The organism is Nocardiopsis tropica (genome assembly GCF_042660575.1).
Classification (GTDB): domain Bacteria; phylum Actinomycetota; class Actinomycetes; order Streptosporangiales; family Streptosporangiaceae; genus Nocardiopsis; species Nocardiopsis tropica.
This window is the reverse complement of sequence record NZ_JBHSUF010000075.1, coordinates 1-502: the sequence shown is the minus strand read 5'-3', so window position 1 is coordinate 502 and position 502 is coordinate 1. Positions and strand designations below refer to the sequence as shown.

Below are 502 nucleotides of genomic sequence, written 5' to 3'. Positions count from 1 at the left end.
CATCGGCAGCAATACGCTGATTGGGATGAGCAATGTTATCATCGGCCCCATCACCATTGGCAATAATGTAATACTGGCGCAAAATATTGTAGCCAGTGGCCTGAACCATGAATATCGTGACATTAACACCCCAATACTTGAACAGCCCATTCTAACCGCACCAATTGTAATTGAAGATGATTGCTGGATAGCCGCCAACTCGGTAATCACCGCCGGGGTAACCATTGGCAAGCACAGTGTAGTGGCTGCCGGGGCTGTAGTTACCAAGAGTATTCCGCCTTATTCGGTAGCCGTAGGCAACCCTGCCAAGGTGATTAAAAAATATGATTTCGAGCAGCAGGATTGGGTAAGGGTATAACTGCGGATTATACTGCTTCTTATTTTTTATACTGATTTAATAAGTGCTCAAATGTATAGCGGGGCTGATAATTTAGTATCTGCTCTGCTTTATCACAACAGTAAACACGATCTATACTATCGGGCAATGACCAATTATTGCGCC

At 44.4% G+C, this 502-nt stretch carries 1 protein-coding gene; it reads left to right on the top strand.

Annotated elements, in window-relative coordinates:
- On the top strand, window positions 1-358 hold a 358-nt coding region (locus ACFQBR_RS33645; RefSeq protein ID WP_378554993.1), incomplete at its 5' end, for an acyltransferase.
- Window positions 359-502: the final 144 nt, after the last annotated feature.